The 18,075-nt window shown below is 64.0% G+C and carries 15 protein-coding genes; 14 read left to right on the top strand and 1 reads right to left on the bottom strand.

The window, feature by feature from the left end; genetic code table 11:
- Positions 1 to 16 precede the first annotated feature (16 nt).
- The 8 genes from P8014_RS00395 (at position 17) to P8014_RS00360 (ending at position 7,414) form a co-directional block, all read left to right on the top strand.
- Entirely contained in the window at positions 17 to 988 is a 972-nt protein-coding gene (locus P8014_RS00395; RefSeq protein WP_337815321.1) for a 1-phosphofructokinase family hexose kinase, read from the top strand.
- A gap of 21 nt (positions 989 to 1,009) precedes the next feature.
- Positions 1,010 to 2,020: a 2-hydroxyacid dehydrogenase gene (locus P8014_RS00390; RefSeq protein ID WP_337815320.1), complete on the top strand. Its 1,011-nt coding sequence runs from the start codon at positions 1,010 to 1,012 to the stop codon at positions 2,018 to 2,020.
- 28 nt (positions 2,021 to 2,048) lie between these two features.
- Complete coding sequence (glgP, locus tag P8014_RS00385) at positions 2,049 to 4,580, top strand: alpha-glucan family phosphorylase (protein ID WP_337815319.1); 2,532 nt, start codon at positions 2,049 to 2,051, stop codon at positions 4,578 to 4,580.
- A gap of 13 nt (positions 4,581 to 4,593) precedes the next feature.
- Positions 4,594 to 5,214: a TetR/AcrR family transcriptional regulator gene (locus P8014_RS00380; RefSeq protein ID WP_337815318.1), complete on the top strand. Its 621-nt coding sequence runs from the start codon at positions 4,594 to 4,596 to the stop codon at positions 5,212 to 5,214.
- A 160-nt stretch (positions 5,215 to 5,374) separates the two neighbouring features.
- A complete protein-coding gene (locus P8014_RS00375; protein WP_337815317.1) occupies positions 5,375 to 6,106 on the top strand; it encodes a dienelactone hydrolase family protein in 732 nt (243 codons plus the stop codon).
- A gap of 4 nt (positions 6,107 to 6,110) precedes the next feature.
- On the top strand, positions 6,111 to 6,458 hold the full coding sequence (locus P8014_RS00370; protein WP_337815316.1) for a DsrE family protein: 348 nt from the start codon (positions 6,111 to 6,113) through the stop codon (positions 6,456 to 6,458).
- 28 nt (positions 6,459 to 6,486) lie between these two features.
- A complete protein-coding gene (locus P8014_RS00365) occupies positions 6,487 to 7,221 on the top strand; it encodes an SDR family oxidoreductase (RefSeq protein ID WP_337815315.1) in 735 nt (244 codons plus the stop codon).
- Between the two features lie 37 nt (positions 7,222 to 7,258).
- On the top strand, positions 7,259 to 7,414 hold the full coding sequence (locus P8014_RS00360) for a hypothetical protein (protein WP_337815314.1): 156 nt from the start codon (positions 7,259 to 7,261) through the stop codon (positions 7,412 to 7,414).
- A gap of 55 nt (positions 7,415 to 7,469) precedes the next feature.
- Here the strand turns inward: P8014_RS00360 and P8014_RS00355 are convergent, their stop codons facing one another.
- Complete coding sequence (locus P8014_RS00355; RefSeq protein ID WP_337815313.1) at positions 7,470 to 8,996, bottom strand: GGDEF domain-containing protein; 1,527 nt, start codon at positions 8,994 to 8,996, stop codon at positions 7,470 to 7,472.
- A 375-nt stretch (positions 8,997 to 9,371) separates the two neighbouring features.
- Between P8014_RS00355 and P8014_RS00350 the strand changes: the two genes are divergently transcribed.
- The 6 genes from P8014_RS00350 to P8014_RS00325 all read left to right on the top strand — a co-directional run bounded on the left by P8014_RS00350 (position 9,372) and on the right by P8014_RS00325 (position 18,009).
- Positions 9,372 to 11,927 carry an EAL domain-containing protein gene (locus tag P8014_RS00350; RefSeq protein ID WP_337815312.1) on the top strand — a complete coding sequence of 852 codons (2,556 nt, stop codon included), beginning with the start codon at positions 9,372 to 9,374 and terminating at the stop codon, positions 11,925 to 11,927.
- Positions 11,928 to 12,067: 140 nt separating this feature from the next.
- The gene (locus P8014_RS00345) at positions 12,068 to 12,769 is read left to right on the top strand and encodes a CerR family C-terminal domain-containing protein (protein WP_337815311.1); all 702 of its coding nucleotides are present in this window, start codon (positions 12,068 to 12,070) and stop codon (positions 12,767 to 12,769) included.
- Between the two features lie 182 nt (positions 12,770 to 12,951).
- On the top strand, positions 12,952 to 14,028 hold the full coding sequence (locus P8014_RS00340) for an efflux RND transporter periplasmic adaptor subunit (RefSeq protein ID WP_337815310.1): 1,077 nt from the start codon (positions 12,952 to 12,954) through the stop codon (positions 14,026 to 14,028).
- Entirely contained in the window at positions 14,007 to 15,761 is a 1,755-nt protein-coding gene (locus P8014_RS00335; RefSeq protein WP_337815309.1) for an ATP-binding cassette domain-containing protein, read from the top strand. The genes P8014_RS00340 and P8014_RS00335 overlap by 22 nt, the downstream gene beginning before the upstream one ends.
- On the top strand, positions 15,751 to 16,893 hold the full coding sequence (locus tag P8014_RS00330) for an ABC transporter permease (protein ID WP_337815308.1): 1,143 nt from the start codon (positions 15,751 to 15,753) through the stop codon (positions 16,891 to 16,893). The genes P8014_RS00335 and P8014_RS00330 overlap by 11 nt, the downstream gene beginning before the upstream one ends.
- 6 nt (positions 16,894 to 16,899) lie before the next feature.
- Positions 16,900 to 18,009 (top strand): ABC transporter permease, encoded by a 1,110-nt coding sequence (locus tag P8014_RS00325; RefSeq protein WP_337815307.1) that lies wholly within the window; start codon positions 16,900 to 16,902, stop codon positions 18,007 to 18,009.
- Positions 18,010 to 18,075: the final 66 nt, after the last annotated feature.

The following is an 18,075-nucleotide window of genomic DNA, read 5'->3' as shown; positions in this document are numbered from 1 at the left end:
CGCCCTCGGTGCGCCCATGACCGACAATCGCAAACACCCGCCGCTGGTCACCCTGACCCTCAATCCCTGCGTCGACGTCAGCTACGACCTGCCGCGGCTGATCGAGGACCAGAAGGTCCACGCCAGCGCCAACCGCTACGACCCGGGCGGCAACGGCATCAACGTCGCCCGCGCCTTCAAGCGCCTGCACATGCCCGCGCACGCCTGCTGCATCGTTGCCGGCGAAATCGGCAACCTGCTCGAACGCCTGGTCGCCCACGAACTCGATTTCCCGCACTGCGTGCGCATCGAGGGCGAGACACGCATCAACGTGACCCTGCTGCAGCAGGACCCGCGTGCACAGTTCGAAGTCAGCGGACTCGGCCCGCCGGTCAGCGGTTTCGCGCTGCAGGAACTCGTCGACGAGGTGCTGGGCCTGGCCGGCGGCGGCTACGTCGTGCTCACCGGGTCGCTGCCACCGGGCGTACCCAAGGACATCTACGCCACGCTGGTGCGCGAACTCCACCTGCAGGCCGCCCACGCGGTGGTCGACGCGCAGGGCGAAGTTCTGGCGCGCGCCATCGAGGAGCGGCCCTTTCTGATCAAGCCCAACCGCTACGAACTCGAGCAACTCGTCGGCCATAGCCTGCCGAACCTCGACGCGGTGATCCGCGAAGCCTGTGCGCTGCAAGCCCGCGGCATCGACTACGTCTGCGTATCGCTGGGCGGCGAAGGCGCGCTGCTGGTCGACGGCGAGCATACCTACCATGCGCATCCACCGCCGGTGGAACCCTGTTCCACGGTTGGAGCCGGCGACTCCATGCTGGCCGGACTCATCACCGCGCTGGCCCGCGGCGAAGGACCGGCCGAGGCGCTGCGCCTGGGCCTGGCCTGCGGCAGCGGCACCGCCAGCCGCCCGGGCACCGAGCTGTTCGACTACAACCAGATGCGCGAGCTGCTCGGACGCGTGGAAGTCGCCAGCGTGACCGACTGTCTCGCCGTCAAGTAGACCCAGCCCCACGAGGTCCGTATGCGCATACTCGTCTTCAGCAACCACAGCTACGATCGCGACTCCTTCGAAGCCGCCCGCGGCGACAGAACCGACCTGCTGTTCGATTACACGGCGGCACGCCTGGAGGCGCGCACCGCCGGCCTGACGGCCGGTTTCGACGCCGTGTGCTGCTTCGTCGACGACGACATCGACGCCCCGGTGCTTGAAACCCTGGCGGCCCAGGGCACGCGCCTGGTGCTGCTGCGCTGCACCGGCTACAACAACGTCGATCTCGAAGCCGCCGAACGCCTCGGCGTCGCCGTCATGCGCGTCGGCCGCTACTCTCCCTACTCGGTGGCGGAGTTCGCCGCCGGCCTGATCCTCACCCTGAACCGCAAGCTCCACCGCGCCTACAACCGCGTGCGCGAAGGCAACTTCCGCCTCGGCGGCCTGCTCGGCTTCGACCTGCACGGCAAGACCGCCGGCATCGTCGGCACCGGACGCATCGGCGTCGCGCTGGCGCACATCCTGAATGGATTCGGCTGCGAGCTGCTCGCCTACGATCCGTATCCCTCCGCCGAATGCGAGGCTCTGGGCGTACGCTACGTGCCGCTGCCCGAGCTGCTGGCCGCCAGCCACATCGTATCCCTGCATCTTCCCCTCACGCCGCAGACCCGCCATCTCATCGACGCCGAGGCCCTGGCCGGCATGCGGCCGGGGGCGATGCTGATCAACACCAGCCGCGGCGCCCTGGTCGACGCCAGCGCCGTCATCGAGGCGCTCAAGAACGGACACCTGGGGGCGGTCGGTCTCGACGTCTACGAAGAGGAAGGCGACATGTATTTCACCGACCATTCGGACCGCATCATCGACGACGACGTCTTCGCCCGGCTGCTGACCTTCCCCAATGTCGTGATCACCGGACATCAGGCATTTTTCACCCGCGAAGCGATGGAGACCATCGCCCGCACCACGCTGCGCAACATCGACGATTTCGCCGACGGCCGCGACAACGAAAACCGTCTGCATCCAGCACGCACCGCCAACTGACCGCACGCCCCTGCGAGGCCAACGACCGATGGACAACATCAAGCGCTACCTGACCCGCGAACTGCCCTCCCCCCTGGATCGGCTGACCGAACTCGCGCTCGACCTGCGCTGGAGCTGGAGCCACTCCTCCGACGCGCTGTGGCGCACCATTGATCCGGAACTATGGGAGGCGACCTCCAACCCCTGGCTGATCATGGAAAGCACCTCGCGAGAGCGCCTGGAAGAACTGGCGCAAAACGACCAGTTTCGCGCCGAACTGGAGCGCCAGCTCACCGAACGAGAGGAAAACCTCAATGAAACCACCTGGTTCGACAGCCTGTCCGACGGCGGCACCCTGAACCTGGTTGCCTACTTCAGCATGGAATTCGGCCTCAGCGAATCCCTACCCATCTATTCGGGCGGCCTTGGCATCCTTGCCGGAGACGTGCTCAAGACGGCCAGCGACCTGGGCGTTCCAGTCATCGGCGTCGGCCTGCTCTACCAGCAGGGCTATTTCCGCCAGGCACTGAACGTCAAGGGCGAACAACTCGCCTACTTCCCTTACAACGATCCGGCCATGCTGCCGGTAATGCCGCTACGCGACGGCGACGGCGGCTGGCTGCGCGTGACCGTGGAACTGCCCGGACGCAGTCTGCAGCTACGCTGCTGGGAAGCACGCGTCGGCCGCACCCGCCTGCTGCTGCTCGACGCCAACGACCTGGTCAACAATCCACGCGACCGCGGCATCACGGGAGAACTCTACGGCGGCGACGACGAAACCCGCCTGGAGCAGGAAGTCGTACTCGGGATCGGCGGCTGGCGCATGCTGAAAGCACTCGGTCTGCAGCCCAAGGTCTGCCATCTCAACGAGGGACACGCCGCGCTGGCCGTGCTGGAACGCGGCGCGCACTGCATGCGCGACCACACCATCACGTTCGACGAAGCCCTGCTGTGCACCCGCGCCGGCAACGTCTTCACCACGCACACCCCGGTGCCGGCCGCCTTCGACCGCTTCGCTCCATCGCTTGCCCGCCAGTATCTGAGCCCCTACGCCGAACAATGGGGCATGGACATCGAGACCTTGCTGGATCTCGGCCGCGCACACCCCGGCAATACCGAAGAATCCTTCAACCTGGCCTACCTGGCACTGCGCGCCAGCGACGCCGCCAACGGCGTCTCCCGCCTACACGGCGCCGTCTCGCGGGAACTCTTCGCCCCCCTGTTCCCGCGCTGGCCGCTGGCCGAAGTGCCTATCGGCCACATCACCAACGGCGTGCACATGCCGAGCTGGGATTCGCGTGAAGCCGACGAACTCTGGACCCAGGCCTGCGGCAAGATGCGCTGGATCGGCGAACTCGATACGATCGAGAACGACATCCACGCCCTGGCGGACGAGGCGCTGTGGGACTTTCGCGCCAGGCAAAGACAGGAGTTCATGCTGGCCGTGCGCAACCGCCTGGCGCGGCAGCGCGCGAGTCGCGGAGCGGCGCGCGACACCATCGATGAATGCACCCACCTGCTCGACCCCAATGCGCTCACGCTCGGCTTCGCCCGCCGCTTTACGGCCTACAAACGCCCCAACCTGCTACTGGCCCAACCCGACCGGCTGCAGCGTCTGCTAAGCGACCCGCAACGCCCCGTGCAACTGGTCATCGCAGGCAAGGCGCACCCCAAGGACGGCGACGGCCAGGCAATGATCCGCGAGTGGGCCGAATTCATCCGGCGCCCCGGCCTGCCGCACGGCCGCGTGGTATTCATCGAGGACTACGACATGGCTGTCGCCTCCGAACTGGTGCAGGGCGTGGACGTATGGGTCAACACCCCCCGCCGGCCCTGGGAAGCCAGCGGCACCAGCGGCATGAAAGTCCTGGTCAACGGCGGCCTCAACGTCTCTGAACTCGACGGCTGGTGGGCCGAGGCCTACGCCCCGGAAGTCGGCTGGGCACTGGGCGACCGCGGCGAACACGACTCCGACCCGGCCTGGGACGCCTTCGAGGCCGAAACGCTGTATAAGCTGCTCGAAACGGCCGTCATCCCAGAGTTCTACACGCGCGACAGCGACGGCATCCCCCGGCGCTGGGTCGCCCGCGTGCGCGAAAGCATGGCGAGGCTGACGCCGAGCTATTCGACCAACCGCATGTTGCGCGAGTACGTCGAGCTGTACTACCTGCCGCGCGCGCACGCTCTGGACGCACGCCTGGCAAACGGAGCCGCGGCGGCGCACGACATTCACCAGTGGCGGCAACGCATCCGGGCGCACTGGCAGGCACTGCGCATCGGCAACATCGACATGACGCCGACCGACGATGGGTTGGAGGTGGACGTACAGGTGTTCCTGGACGATCTGCCGCCCGACGACGTCGGCGTACAACTCTACGCCGACGGCGACACTCCATCCGCACCGCCCGAGCGCCACCCGCTCCAGCGCGGACCGGCCCTGTCGGGTGCGGTGAATGGCTTTCGCTACCAGGCACGGATACCGACTTCGCGGCCGGCAAGCGACTACACCGTGCGGGCCATCCCCTTCCATCCACTGGCCGAGGTGCCGCTGGAGGAAGACTGTATCCACTGGGCAGTCTGATACACTCGCGCCCATGGAAGCCGTCCGTCATCGCTGCCCGGAAACCACCCGCCAACGCCTACTCGAAGCGGCGCATCGCGAAATCTACGAACACGGCTACCAGGCTGCCAGCCTCGACCGCATCCTCGCCGACACCGGCCTGAGCAAAGGTGCCCTGTACCATCATTTCGGCACCAAACAGGCTCTGGGCCTTGCAGTGGTCAACGAAGTCATCGGCACCCGCATGCAGGAGGAGTGGATCGAACCGATACAACAGGCGCAACGCCCGCTGCAGACGATCATCGAACTGCTCGGCCTGAAGCAGAAACGCGCTACGGAAATGTCCATCCGCCTGGGCTGCGACCTCAACAACCTCATGCAGGAAATGAGTCCGCTTGACGAAGCATTCCGCCAGTCGCTGGCCAAGGTGATCACGCAGTGGCGTGCGACGCTGGAGTCGGGTTTGCGGCGTTCCCGGGAAATAGGCGAGCTGCGTAGCGGAGTCGACTGCGCACGCACAGCATTGTTCGTGGTCGCCGCAATCGAAGGCTGCGTAGGCACCAGCAAGAACCAGCGCAGCGTCGAGGAGCACCGCGACTGTCTCGACGGCGTCAAGGACTACCTGTACAGTCTGTACGCCGAAGGCACGCGCTGACGGCCACGTCGTGTGCGGCGTACATGCAAGGCTGCACATCCTCATGCCATCGGGCAGAAAACACAGCAGCAGACGAACATCGCCGATTGACGGTTTTACCGGCCGCCCTCAACATACCAACCGGTCTGCATGAAATATACCCCGACCTCCAGGAGGCTCCATGCCGCAAAACACCTCGGCCGTCGCTCAGCAATGGATCGACATCGCCCCCGATCTGCGCGGCTATCTCGCTCACCCTGCTGACGACCGCCCTCACCCGATCGTGCTCGTGTTCATCGAAATCTTCGGCATCAATCCACACTTCCAGAAAATCGCCGTCCGCCTGGCCGAGGCCGGCTTCACCGCCCTGGTTCCCGACATCTACCACGGCCATGTGTTCGACTACTCGGACTCCAGCAACGCCATTGCCCATCTGCGCACTCTGGACGACGAGCAGGTCATGCGCGAGGCCGCCTTCTCGCTGGAGTTTATCCGCGGCCAGTCCTGCGCGAGCGAAGCCGTCGGCGCGCTCGGCTTCTGCATGGGTGGCCGCTACGCGTTCCTCGCCAACGCGGCGCTCGGCTCTCGCCTGCGCGCATCGGTGGCGTTCTACGGCGGCGGCATCGCGCCGGAGCACGACACCGTCGGACGCAAGCCGCTACTGAACCGCGTGCCGGAGATGCAGGCTCCGCTGCTGCTGCAGTACGGCAGCGCCGACCAGTCCATCCAGCCCGCCGAACACGCACGCATCGTCGAGGCGCTGAGCAGTGCGCACAAACGTTATTCGCTCGAGGTCTATCCCGGCGTCAACCACGCCTTCTTCTGCGACGAACGGCCGAATTACGATCCCGACGCCGCCGCACAAGGCTGGCAGCGCACTCTCGATTTCTTCCATCGCCACCTTGGAGACTGAACCAATGGCCAAACTCGCTATCGTGTTGCTTTCGGACATGCAGGATCCGGTCAAGGTCGAAATGGCCCTGCGCTTCTCACAGGTCGCCAAGAAGGAAAACCGGCTGGAAGACATCCGGTTCTTCTTCTTCGGCCCCGGCGTGCGGGTGCCGGGACAGATCAAGGACGACGCCCAGCTCGCTCCGCTACTGGAGGAGCTACTCACCAGCGGCATCACCACCCTGGCCTGCATCTACAACGCCCGCGGCCTGAACGAAGAGGACAACCTCAAAGAGGCCGAAGTCCAGATGCAGGCGATCGGCGCAGACCTGGTCGACGTCGTCGACCGCGGCTATCAGCTCATGACGTTCTGAAAAAGCGCCCTGTAAGGAGGCCTCCCGAATGGATCTCGGACTGAACGGCCTGAACGTGCTGGTCACCGGAGGTACCTCCGGAATCGGCGCGGCAATCGTCGAGCGCTTCGCGCAGGAAGGCGCCAATGTCGCTTTCTGCTCGCGCTCCCCGGAAAAAGTCGATCGAATGCTGGAAAGACTGAGCCGCTACCCGGTGGAGGTAACCGGCAAGCCCCTGGACGTCACTGACACCGACGCCTTCATCGCGTGGGCGCAGACGCTGAACGGACCGGACATCTTCGTGCCGAACGTCAGTGCCCTGTCTTCCGACTGGGACGCATCGCTCGCCACCGACCTCGAAGCGACGGTACGCGCAACCGAGGCGCTGGTTCCAAGGCTGCGGACGTCGGCGACGCCGGCCATCACCTACATCGGCTCGAAAGCCGGCTCGTTCGGTACGCCGCATTTCGAATCCTACGGCGCCGTCAAGGCCGCAATGACCCACTACATGAAATCGCTGGCACGACGTCTCGCCGCAGAGGGCGTCCGCGTCAACACGGTCTCGCCCGGCGACATTTTCGTCACCGACGGTTTCTGGGACAACATGCGCCGGAACCGGCCGGAAGTGTATCAGAAGACGCTCGACGCCAATCCACTCGGACGGCTGGGTACGCCGGAGGAAATCGCCAACGTCGTCGTGTTCCTGTCCAGCCCCGCCGCCGGTTTCGTAAGCGGCGCCAACCTGCTCGCCGACGGTGCCTCGACGCTGCACGTCCACGGCTGACGCCACCCCCTCTCAACGCGTTCAAGGAATCGACCACATGTCATCCCCGCATCTATTCACCCCGCTCAAGCTGCGCGGCCTGGAAATCCGCAACCGCATCTTCGTCTCACCGTATTGGCCGCTGCACGCCGCACATGCGCTCGGCGCCGAAACCCCGTGGCCGAAACAGTACGAACGCGCCCGGCCGCGTTGAGCGGCCTGGAACGGCTTTTGTCTGCGGCAACGGGATGGCGCGAACAAAAGCCGTGTCAGTTCTCCGAACGCTGGTAAATCACTGTGCAGTTACGGCCTTCGCGCTTGGCCGCATACAAGGCCCGGTCCGCCGCCCGCATCAGGTCGTCCGCCGAACCCATGTCATCACCCGGCTGGCGTTCTTTGAGGTGGGTGGCCAATCCAATCGAAACCGTAATCGACACGTTGACATCATCGACCGACAGCTCAAGCTCCGACAGGCGTTTGCGCATTCGCTCCAGCAGCGTGAACGCGGCTTCCTCGCTCGTACCCGGCAACAGCACGACGAATTCCTCTCCGCCGTAGCGTGCCACGATGTCCGTCTTCCTCATCTGCTCCGTCAGCGCGCGCGCGATCGACACCAATGCGGTATCACCGGCCTGGTGTCCATAGCCATCGTTGATGCGCTTGAAGTGATCGACATCGACGAAACCGACTGACAACGGGCCCCCCTCGCTGACGGCCGCCTCGAACTCGCGTCTCAATATCTCGTTCAAACGTCCGCGATTGAGCAGTCCCGTCAGCGGATCGGAATAGGTCTGCTGCTCCAACACCCTGTTTCGCGCCTCGAGCATTTCACTGCGAGCCTTGTATTCGCCCGCTTCCTGCAAGGACTTCAGATTGCGCAGCAGTAGCACGTCCCGCGCCTCGCTCAACAACGCGGTAACGTCGTGTTCGCACACCAATGCGATTTCAAACAAGGCGGCATAATCGGGCAGCAGTGCCGCAATCCGGCTCAGTACGGCCTCGAAATCCTCGACATCGAGCCCAAGGCTGCTCTCGGCCTGCTGAGCCAACTCGCGGGTATCGTGACGGAACTCGGCATCGAGCAGCCAGAAATCGGCCAGCAAACCGGAAAAATTCACACAGCGTTCGAGCTCGGAAGCCTGTACCGGAGCATCGATAGCGCCCAGGTCATGGCTGCAGCGTACCGCACGCCATAGCGCCTCCGGCAGCCGCCAGCTCTCCAGCAGATGACTGCCGACCTGCGCATGATCGAAGCCGAAAGCCCGGATTTCCGCCTGCGTCAGATCAGTGTGCGTATGCGTCTCGGCAAGCACCCGGCTATAGCGCTCGGGTTCGGCCTTCTCCAACACCAACATGCCGATGTCCTGCAGCAGGGCAGCCAGGAAGAACCGCCCCGACTCGCCGCCGTGCAACTGCTCTGCCAGCACCCGCGCAGCGACAGCCGACGCCAACGACCGGCGCCAGTACGCCTGCTTGTCGACGCAGCCTCCATTCTTGGGGGGCTCCAGCGAAAAGCTCAACGCCAAAGTAATGGCCGTATTGAAGCCAAGCAGGCTGACCGCCTGACGCAGGTTGTCGATCTGACGTCTGGCTGCATACAGCGGAGAATTCGCAGCCTTCAGCAGGCGTGCGCTGAGCGCGGGATCGTTGGCCACCACCCCGGCGACCTCGCTGAGCCCTGCGTAGGGGTCTTCCCCCAACTCCAATACCCGTATGGCGACCGACGGCAAAGTCGGGAGAGTCGCTGTCCTGCGCAGCAATTCGTCGAATGCCGCCTTCAATGAATCGCCGCTCATCTACACCTCGAGAAACCCTGAGGTCTCCAAAAACCTCCGCAGCAGTATGCCAGAGTGCATCCACTGCTGTCGTGATACTGCAATGCCGTTCGCCGGCCCGAGTCACCGGCAAGAACAGGAACGCAACCGAGTATTCCAGCTGCATGCAGCGACCTCCCGGCCACCGGCTGCGCGATGCGGCGCCGACGACCGGATGGCCGAATGCGGAGCGAGATGGTAGCCTGAGGTATGCAGCTTCCTGCTAGGATTGCTTCCGACGGGACCGAGACTGGCCGAACCGAGGCGAAGACCGCCACCCAATGTCGGTGCTCTCGCCACAGAGCCTCCACCCACCCATAATGATCAACAAGAACACGACTGACGCGCGATGGTTCGATGACTGCCCACTCACCAGGCGACCTTCCTGCAATTGTCGGCATCGCCCTGCTCGACGATGCAGGACGCATCTGCAGTCACAACGCCGCACTGGCCGAAATGTTCGGCGACAAGCTGCAGGGCGCCACGCTGCAGAAAGCGCTGCCGCTGAACGAACGCATGCAGCGTCAGATCGAGCGCACCATCAGGCTCGCCAGGGCGCGTCGACAATCCCTGCCGGGTCCCTCGCATTTGCAACACGCGGGCCAACAGTACCAATTGCGTTTCATCCCCCTGCAGTGTGCCGGCGCGACGCCGCACATGGCGGCGCTTGTCCACGTGTCGCAGCCTCACGAACGCGAGGTTCATCGGCAAACATTGCGTTCCCTGCACACCTTGCACGAGGCCATCGTCAAGCTCCTGACCGAACCGGACACGCACACGCTGATCCGCGCCGTCTGCCGCGTCCTGGTCAAATCCGGCGGCTACCCTCTAGCCTGGGTCGCCAGCGTCTCCGACGCCCGGATCGAACACATGGATTCGGCTGCCGATCCGACCGGCTATCTGGACGAACTGTTAGCGCAAGGGGGCGAGCAAGCTCTGTTCGAATTCCCTATCGGTCTGGCGTTGAATACCGGCCGACCGGCCGTATTCCACCAGGGCGACCACAGCAACGCGCCCTCCGCACACCTTGCGCTGGCACAAGCCTATGGCTACCAGTCCATCTCTGCCTTCCCGGTCTCGATCGACGATCAGGTCCGAGGCGTCATGTGCGTCTATTCGCATCAGGCGCTCGCCTTCAAGGACACCGAATACGACACTCTCGGGTACGTTGCTGAAGGACTCGCGTACGGACTTTCGCGCCTCGAGCAACGTCGTGCGCAACAGTTGACCGAGGACAAGCTGCGCCAGACGACGACCCTGTTCGAAGCCTCTCGCGAAGGCCAACTCGTCACCGACGAGAACTTCCGCATCATTGCCGTGAACCCGGCATTGACCGAACTCACCGGCTACGTCGAACAGGACCTGACCGGACAGCTACCCTCCGTATTCCACTCGGGTCAGCATGACCGAGCCTATTACGACAACATCTGGAAAGCGATCGAATCCCAGGGGTTCTGGCAGGGCGAGATATGGAACCGCTGCAAGGACGGCAGCATCAAACCGTTTTGGCTGCGCATCGTGCAGATTCCGCCTACCGCAAACGCTCCGGCACGCTACGTCGGCACCTACACCGACATCGCCACGCTGAAGGAGACCGAGGCCCGCTTGGAGCATCTCGCCCATCACGACGCGCTGACCGATCTGCCCAATCGGACGCTCCTGGAAACCCGTCTGGAGCAGGCGCTTCAAAGAGCCAAACGCCACGGCAACCTCATTGCCATCCTGTTTCTGGATCTTGACGGTTTCAAGCGCATCAACGACAGCCTGGGCCACAGCTCCGGCGACCGTCTGTTGCTAAAGGTCGCCGAGCGCCTGTGCCACGTCATTCGCGAGGAAGACACCCTGGCCCGCTTCGGCGGCGACGAATTCGTGGTGCTGGTCGAGAATCTGCGCCAACCCGAACAGGCCAGCATCATCGCACGGCAGCTGCTCAAGGCCGTTGCCAAGGACCTCGAGCTGGACGACCAGGCCCTCAACCTTTCGGCCAGCATCGGCATCGCCGTCGCCCCCAGCCACGGCCAGAATCCGCATGAGCTGATCCAAAACGCGGACACCGCCATGTATCGCGCCAAGGCCAGCGGCCGCAATACCTACCAGTACTACACGCGCGACCTGACCATGCGCACGCGGCGCCAGCTCAGCCTGGAAAATCTGCTGCGCAATGCCCTGGAACGCGACGAGTTTCATCTGCGCTACCAGCCGCTGATCGATATCGGCAGCGGCGACATCGCAGCGGTGGAGGCACTGTTGCGCTGGGAACGCCAGGGGGAAGAGGCCATCGGTCCCGACGAGTTCATCCCGCTGGCCGAGGAACGAGGGCTGATCGTGCAAATCGGCCGCTGGGTTCTGGAACAGGCCTGCCGGCAGGCAGTAGCCTGGAGCAAGAGCGATATAGGCCCGCTGCGCGTTGCCGTCAACGTCTCGGGCCGCCAGCTCGAACAACGCGGCTTCGCACGCCAGATAGACGACCTGTTGCTGCGTTATCAGCTGCGCCCGGAATTGCTCGAACTCGAGGTAACCGAAACGGTATTCATGGAGCACGACTCGGCGTCCGGCATCTTCGACTATCTGGACCAGCTCGGACTGCGGCTCGCCATCGACGATTTCGGCACCGGCTACTCCTCGCTTTCGCGCCTGACCCAGCTGCGCCCCAACACCATCAAGATCGATCGCTCCTTCATCCAGGCCGCCCCGCGGCAGAGCGATGCCGCAGCCATCACCACGGCCATCATCCAAATGGCCCACAGCCTGGACATGGAAGTCGTCGCCGAGGGTGTCGAAACAGAAGCTCAGCTCGAATTCCTGCGTTCGCGCGCCGCCAACCTCATCCAGGGATACCATTTCACCCCACCGCTCAAGGTCGACGCGCTCGAGGAGTGGGTACGCGATTACCGACGCCGAACATCCTGGTAATCCACGTGAGGCAGTAACGCCCGGAGTCGCATCCCTGTTCCACTGAACCGCGCTGCAAGGCGCCGGCCGCCCCGGCTTGACATCCATTCCGTGCCGGATCATGATTTCGCTTAATTCATTTGAATGAATATCTGCAATCCATGGCGCAGCCCACCGCTCAGGATAGCGACAGTGCACGCGGCGACCTGACCCGCCAGCGGCTACTTGAAACCGCTGTCGAGATCTTCGCCCACAGCGCCTACGACAGCGTGCGCACACGTATGCTGGCAGACGCCGCAGGCGTGAACCAGGCCGCGATTCCCTACTATTTCGGCGGCAAGGAAGGTTTGTATCTGGCCGTCGCGCAGCGGATCGCCGAACGGCTCGGGGGCGAGATCAGCACACTCACGGCCCAGGCGGCCCCCTTGCTCGACGAGGCGGCACAGTCTTCCGACGATGCCATCGAACTCGCGCTGCGCGGAATCCTCTCCGACTTCGCCCGCGTCATTCTCACCCAGCCCGAACCGCACGCGTCCGCGGCCATCATCCTGCGCGAACAACAGCAGCCGACCAAGGCGTTCGACCTGCTCTACCGGCAGACCATGGCGCCGCTGCACTGCACCATGACCGCCCTGGTCGCCCGCCTGGACAAACTCGACGTAGACTCCCCCGAAGCGATTCTGCACGCCCATATGCTCCTCGGCCAGGCACTAGGATTCATCGCCGCCCGCACGACTCTCCTGCGCCGTCTGGGACAACAGCAGATTGAGCCCCCGCAGATCGAGTACGTCGCCAGCCTGCTTCGCAACAGCAATATCGCGACAGGGCTCCACGAACCGCCCCGGACAGAGCCATGCGAATAGCCCCGGGTACAACACACAATCGTCGCCAAGGCCGACATATCCGCCTCGGCAAAAAATGCTTTACTCCACATCTACTGCATGGGTTATTGGCGGATTCTCCGCCGGACGACTTTGTCCGCGGCCTTCCGGATATCCCGAACGCAACCCATAACGGCACTTGAACGTCAGGGGGAGCCCCAGCGATGCCATCACGTCCGCGCAAGAGCCTCATCATCGTCATCTCCGTACTGCTGCTCGGCATCAGCGTGTTTCTGATCGCAGCCGGCCTACGGGGCGCCGGAACCCATTGGTTCGACAGCGGCACGCAAACGCCGGGCGACACGCTGACCCTGTACGGCAACATCGACCTGCGCGAAGTACAGCTCGCCTTCAACGAACCCGGCCGCATCACCGGGATGCCTGCTCAAGCCGGAGACACGGTAGAGAAAGGCCAATTGCTGGCCTCTCTCGACAAGCGCCGCTACGTGGCGGATCTAAAGCGCGCCCAGGCCTCGCTCAATGCCAGCAAGGCCGCGCTTGACCGCCTGCTTTCCGGCTCTCGCCCCCAGGACATCGCGCGCCTGCGCGCAGTCGTCGATGCGGACAAGGCGGAACTGGAAGCCAAGCGCCTCACCTACCAGCGTCTCGTCAGGCTGGTGAGGCAAAAGGCTGGTACACAACAAAATCTCGACGAAGCGCGCGCCGCCATGCAAGCGGCCACCGGACACCTGAAAGCCGACCAGCAGGCCCTCAATCTAGCGATCGCCGGCCCCCGCCTGGAGGACATCGCCCAGGCACGGGCAAGCGTCGCAGTAGAGCAGGCAGCGCGCGACCTCGCTCAGATCGCGCTCGACGACACCGCACTCTACGCGCCCAGCAGCGGCGTGATCCGCAACCGCATCATGGAACCCGGCGACATGGCCTCGCCGTCGGCCGCCGTCTATACACTGGCGCTCACCTCACCGCTGTGGGTACGCGCCTACGTGGACGAAGCCGATCTCGGACATATCCGCCTCGGCCTCCCTGCCAGCGTCAACAGCGACAGTTTCCCGGGACATTCCTTCAAGGGCTGGATCGGCTACATCTCACCAACCGCTGAATTCACCCCCAAATCGGTCGAAACCACGCGCGTACGCAGCCAACTGGTCTATCAGGTCCACGTCTTCGTCTGCAATGCACAGGACCGCCTGCGCCTGGGGATGCCGGTGACCGTTCATATCGCGCTGAACGCCAAGCCCCTCGAGAATGGCAAAACGCCATGCGCTCAGCCCGGGACCTGAGACCCGCCCCTCGCGCCGCGCTGCGGGTCAATGGCGTACACAAGACGTTTCGGGACAAACACCGCGAAACGCACGCGCTGCAGGGCGCCAGCCTCATAGCCCGCAGCGGCAACATCACCGGCCTGATCGGCCCGGACGGTGCCGGCAAGACCACGCTGATGCGCATCATCTCGGGGCTGCTGCGCCCGGACCGCGGCGAGGTCAAGGTGCTCGGCATAGACGCCGTTGCCGATCCGCTGAAGGTTCAGGGACAGATCGGCTACATGCCCCAGCGCTTCGGGCTGTACGAAGACCTCAGCGTGCGCGAAAACCTCGATCTCTACGCCGATCTGCACAGCGTGCCGGCAAGTGTGCGCCCCGCCCGCTACGACGAATTGCTGCACATGACGGGCCTGGCGCCCTTCACGGCGCGCCTCGCCGGACGTCTCTCCGGCGGCATGAAGCAAAAGCTCGGTCTCGCCTGTACGCTCGTCCAGCCTCCCCGCCTGCTGCTGCTCGACGAACCTACCGTCGGCGTCGACCCGGTGTCGCGCCGGGAACTCTGGCAGATCATCGAACGCCTCGTCGGCGAGCAGGACATGAGCGTACTGCTGGCAACCGCCTACCTCGATGAAGCCGAGCGCTGCACGGAGGTCGTTCTGCTGCACGAAGGCCGCCTGCTAGGTCAGGGCGCGCCGGAGCACTTCACGGAGGGGCTGGAAGCGCGTGTGTGGTACGCCGAACGCCCCAGCGACTCCCGCCGCCGGCTGCTCACCGAGTTGCAGGAGCGCCCCGAGGTGCTCGACGCGATCATCGACCGCGACGGCGTGCGCACCATCCTGGACACGGCCAGCGCTCCGCCCGCCCTGGCCGGAACGACCTGGCAGCCACTGCGTCCCAGTTTCGAGGACGCCTTCGTCGAGCGTCTCAGCCACTCCGTGAAATCGGGCACGAAACACCGCCCGCCACCAAAAGACAGCGGCCGGCACAGCCATGCGACGGTCATATCCGCCCACGGCCTCACCCGCCGTTTCGGCGACTTCTACGCGGTGCGCGGCGTCGATTTCGAAGTCCACCGCGGCGAGATATTCGGCCTGCTCGGCGCCAACGGCGCGGGCAAGTCGACCACCTTTCGCATGCTCTGCGGCCTACTTCCACCCAGCGACGGCGCGCTTTCCGTGGCTGGCGTTGACCTGCGCAAAGCGGCTTCCGCCGCTCGTGCACGCATCGGCTATATGGCGCAGAAATTCTCGCTGTACGGCCATCTCAGCGTAATGCAGAACCTGCACTTCTTCTCTCGCAGCTACGGCCTGCGCGGCGCACGCCAGCGCGAGCGGATCGACTGGGCGCTGCAGGACTTCCGCCTCTCCAGTCTGGGCAGTTCATCGGCGAACGAACTGCCGCTGGGCTACAAACAACGCCTGGCCATGGCCTGCGCGCTGATGCACGAGCCGGACATCCTCTTTCTCGACGAGCCCACCTCCGGCATCGATCCGCTGGAACGCCGTGCTTTCTGGACGCGGATCAACGCCTTGGCTGCCAGCGGGGTGACCATCATGGTCACCACCCATTTCATGGAAGAGGCCGAGTATTGCGACCACCTCGTGATCATGGCGCAGGGGCGGATTCTGACCACCGGCACGCCGCAGGAAGTCAGAGCGCACAGCCACATCAGAAAACACCTGCGGCCCAGCATGGAAGATGCCTTCATCAAGCTCACGCAAAGCGCGGAGAAACATCCGGATGCGCCCTGACGCCGCCTTACACAACAGCAGCGGCATGCGCCTGAAGGGCTTGCTGCGCAAGGAATTCCTGCAGATTCTGCGCGACCCATCCAGCCTCGCGATTGCCTTCGTGATGCCGGTCATCCTGCTGCTGCTGTTCGGTTACGGCGTCTCGCTGGATGCCAAGCACGTCGCCCTCGGTTTCGTCGCCAATCAGCCCGGACCACAAAGCGAAAGCCTGCTCGGCGCCTTCCGCCGATCGCAGTACTTCACCCCACGGCGCATGCCCGATATGCAGGCCGCCAAGGCCGCCCTCGATCAGCGCCGCATCAAGGCCATCATTCACGTGCAGAGCGACTTCGCCGCCAGGATGCTCAGCGGCGACACGGCTCCGGTACAACTCATCGTCAGCGGCGTGGACGCCAACCAGGCGCGCATCATCCAGGGCTACGTAGGCGCAACGCTGCAGAACTGGATCCAACAGCAACTCGAACTCGAAGGCCGCTCCTCCGCGCTGCCGGTCGAAACCGACACCCGGGTCTGGTTCAACAGCGAGGTGCGCAGCCGCGACTATCTCGTGCCCGGGCTGGTGGTCGTCATCATGACGCTGATCGGCGCCCTGCTCACCGCTCTGGTCATGGCGCGGGAATGGGAACGCGGCACGCTCGAAGCGCTGATGGTCACGCCCATCACCCTGCGCGAGATTCTGCTGGGAAAGCTGCTCCCCTACTTCGTGCTCGGCATGGGCGGCATGGCGCTTTCGCTGGTCATGGCCCTATGGCTGTTCCAGGTGCCGTTGCGCGGCAGCCTGCTCGTACTGATCCTGATGTCGGCGCTGTTCCTGCTCGTGGCCCTGGGCATGGGCCTGATGATCTCGATTCTCGCCCGCAACCAGTTCCTGGCGGCGCTGGTGGCCATCATCGCCACCTTCCTGCCGGCCTTCATGCTGTCCGGCTTCATCTTCGACATCGGCAGCATGCCATTCTGGCTGCAGTGGCTGACTTATCTCGTTGCTGCCCGCTATTTCGTCGCCATCCTGCAGACTCTGTTCCTGGCCGGCAACGTCTGGAGCGTCATTCTGCCCAATGCCTTCGCGCTGGCGGTGATGGCGGTGTTCTTCCTCGGCGTCAGCCGACTGATGCTGCACAAGCGCCTGGAGTGAACAGCCATGTGGCACCGCATCCACGCACTGGTCATCAAGGAACTGCTCGCGCTGATGCGCGACCCCCGCGAACGGATCCTGATCATCGTCCCGCCGCTGATCCAGTTGTTGATCTTCAGCTACGCCGCAACTTTCGACCTGAATCACGTACGCCTGGCCGTATACGACCAGGACGGCGGCAGCGCCGCACGCCAACTGATCTCGGATTTCACCGGCTCGCCGAACTTCGAACTGGTCAGGCGCCTGCACAGCCAGCACGACATCACCGGCCTGATCAACAACCGCAACGCGCTCATGGTATTAGTCGTCCCCCAAGATTTTTCCCGCCGCCTGCGCAACGGCCTGCCCACCCAGGTGCAGGTACTGCTGGATGGGCGCAACTCCAACACCGCGATGATTGCGCTCAACTATGCCCGCAACATCGTGAACAACTTCAACGACAGCTGGCAACGCGACCACCACCTCGCAAAACCGCCGGCGGCGCTGGTCACCCATGCCTGGTTCAACGCCAATCTGGAAAGCCGGCTGTTCATCGTGCCTGGAGTCATCGGCGTGCTGCTATTGGTCGTGGTCATCATGTCCACGGCGCTATCCGTGGCACGCGAACGCGAACAAGGCACCTTCGACCAGTTGCTGGTCACCCCCCTGCGGCCGCTGGAGATTCTCATCGGCAAATCGATGCCCGGCCTGATCATCGGCCTGTTCGAGGCAACGATCGTGATCGGTACCGCGGTATGGTGGTTCGATGTGCCCCTGCGAGGACATTTGGCGACGCTTTATTTCGGCATTCTGCTGTTCCTGCTTTCGGCGATCGGCGTGGGCTTGATGATCTCCTCGCTCGCCGCCACGCTGCAGCAGGCCCTGCTCGGCGGCTTCATGTTCCTGGTTCCCGCCGTCATCCTGTCCGGCTTTGCCACGCCCATCGGCAACATGCCGCAGGCCGTACAGTACATAACGCTGTTCAATCCGCTGCGCTATATCATGGTCGTGTTGCGCGGAGTGTTCCTGGAGGGCACCCCGTTTTCACTTCTGCTCAACCAGTTCTGGCCGATGGCCCTGATCGGCGTCTGTACGCTCGCATTCGCCGGATGGCTGTTCCGGCATCGCATGTACTAGATCAGTGCACATGACCAAATTTAGTGCGAGAGAGCAACAAAAATAGAAACAACTAATTGTTTTAAA

Source organism: Acidihalobacter sp. (genome assembly GCF_037381185.1).
Classification (GTDB): Bacteria; Pseudomonadota; Gammaproteobacteria; order DSM-5130; family Acidihalobacteraceae; genus Acidihalobacter_A.
The sequence above is the reverse complement of the archived record's forward strand: the minus strand, read 5'-3'. Positions and strand labels throughout refer to the sequence as shown.